The organism is Arthrobacter sp. H14, assembly GCF_000520495.1.
Taxonomy (GTDB): domain Bacteria; phylum Actinomycetota; class Actinomycetes; order Actinomycetales; family Micrococcaceae; genus Arthrobacter_C.
Window position 1 is genome coordinate 8,181 of record NZ_KI914625.1, and the last position, 1,474, is coordinate 9,654.

Genomic DNA, 1,474 nt, shown 5'->3' on the forward strand with positions numbered 1-1,474 from the left:
CCGAACCGTTCCCACACCGGCCGGCTCTTGGACGTGGTCGACCACCTGATGTCCGGCGCCGGCGTGCAGGTGGACCGCCTGCACGCGATCAACCACGACATCGCCCCCGGGGTGCAGCCTGACATGCGTGAGCACGGGTGGGACAGCGACGAGTGGCCCGAGCTATGGCCCCGCGTCCAGGCCGCCGACATCCTCGTCCTGGGAACCCCCCTCTGGTTGGGTGAGGGGTCCTCCGTATGTCGGCGGATCATCGAACGCCTCTACGCCATGTCCGGTCAGCTCAATCAGGTCGGTCAGTCCGTCTACTACAACAAAGTCGGCGGCGCGGTAATCACCGGCAACGAGGACGGCGTCAAACACACCTCCATGTCGTTACTGTTCGCCCTGCAGCACCTCGGACTGACGATCCCGCCCCAGGCGGACGTTGGCTGGATCGGCGAGGTCGGCCCCGGCCCGTCCTACGGTGACCCCCGCGACGGCCAAGAACCTGTGGGATTCGACAGCGCGTTTACCCGCCACAACGCCACCATCATGAGCTGGAACCTCATGCACACCGCCGACCTGCTGCGCCGGGCTGGCGGCCTGCCCAATTACGGCAACGACCGCAACGCACTTCAGGAGGGCGAGGTATTTGGGTACATCAAGCCGGAGCCGATAGCAGGCACCGCCACATCCACACACAAAAAGGAGACCTGAGATCGCGGTCGGCTGATCACTGCCTGATTCCCGCCCATCCCCTTATCGGCTCTACCGTCAGGAGTAATCAGTACCTCAGCAGACCGCCACCCCGGGGGGATAACGTCAGCAGCAGGTTGTCGCCATCACCGAGGTAGGCGCTGGCCTGCGGTCCTACCTGGCTGGCGCGCGACCGGTCATCGACGGTTACCCCGAGACGCGAAGGTGCACGGGCGCGCGGGGGCATTCGCTGATTCCGTGGCCCAACCGGATCAAGGCCGGAAAATACAGCCGGGACGGCATCGAACGCCACCTGGACCTCACCGAACCGGCCGTCAACGGCGCTATCCATGGGCTCACACGGTGGGCGTCGTGGCAGGTGCTCGAGCACGACGACGGCCGGGCCTCCTTCGGGCATGTCCTGTACGCCCGCCCGGGCTGGCCATGGGTGCTCGAGTGCCGGATCGACTACGAACTGGACGACGCGGGCCTGTCCGTTCGCACCACCGCGACGAACATCGGCGACGGCGCCTGCCCGTACGGCGCGGGAGCCCACCCGTACCTCAGCGTCGGAACGGAGACGATCGACAGCGCGCACGCACGCGTGCCCGGATCGGTCTACCTTCCCGTCGACGACATTGGCATCCCCACCGGGCGCAACCCCGTCGAGGGCACGCACTACGACCTGCGCACCGAACAGGTGCTTGGCACACGGAAGATCGATGTGACCTACACGGACCTGGACCGCGATGCGGACGGCCGGGCCCGGGTCAGGCTTTCCCTGCCCGGTGGGCCCGCC

Annotated in this window: 2 protein-coding genes; both read left to right on the plus strand. The window is 67.0% G+C overall.

The features are described 5' to 3' along the window. The coding region (locus Y707_RS23185) for a flavodoxin family protein (RefSeq protein ID WP_081744589.1) at positions 1 to 696 on the plus strand (696 nt) is incomplete at its 5' end. A gap of 157 nt (positions 697 to 853) precedes the next feature. Then, positions 854 to 1,474 (plus strand): aldose epimerase family protein (locus tag Y707_RS29490; RefSeq protein ID WP_442853275.1); only part of this gene is annotated, 621 nt, incomplete at its 3' end.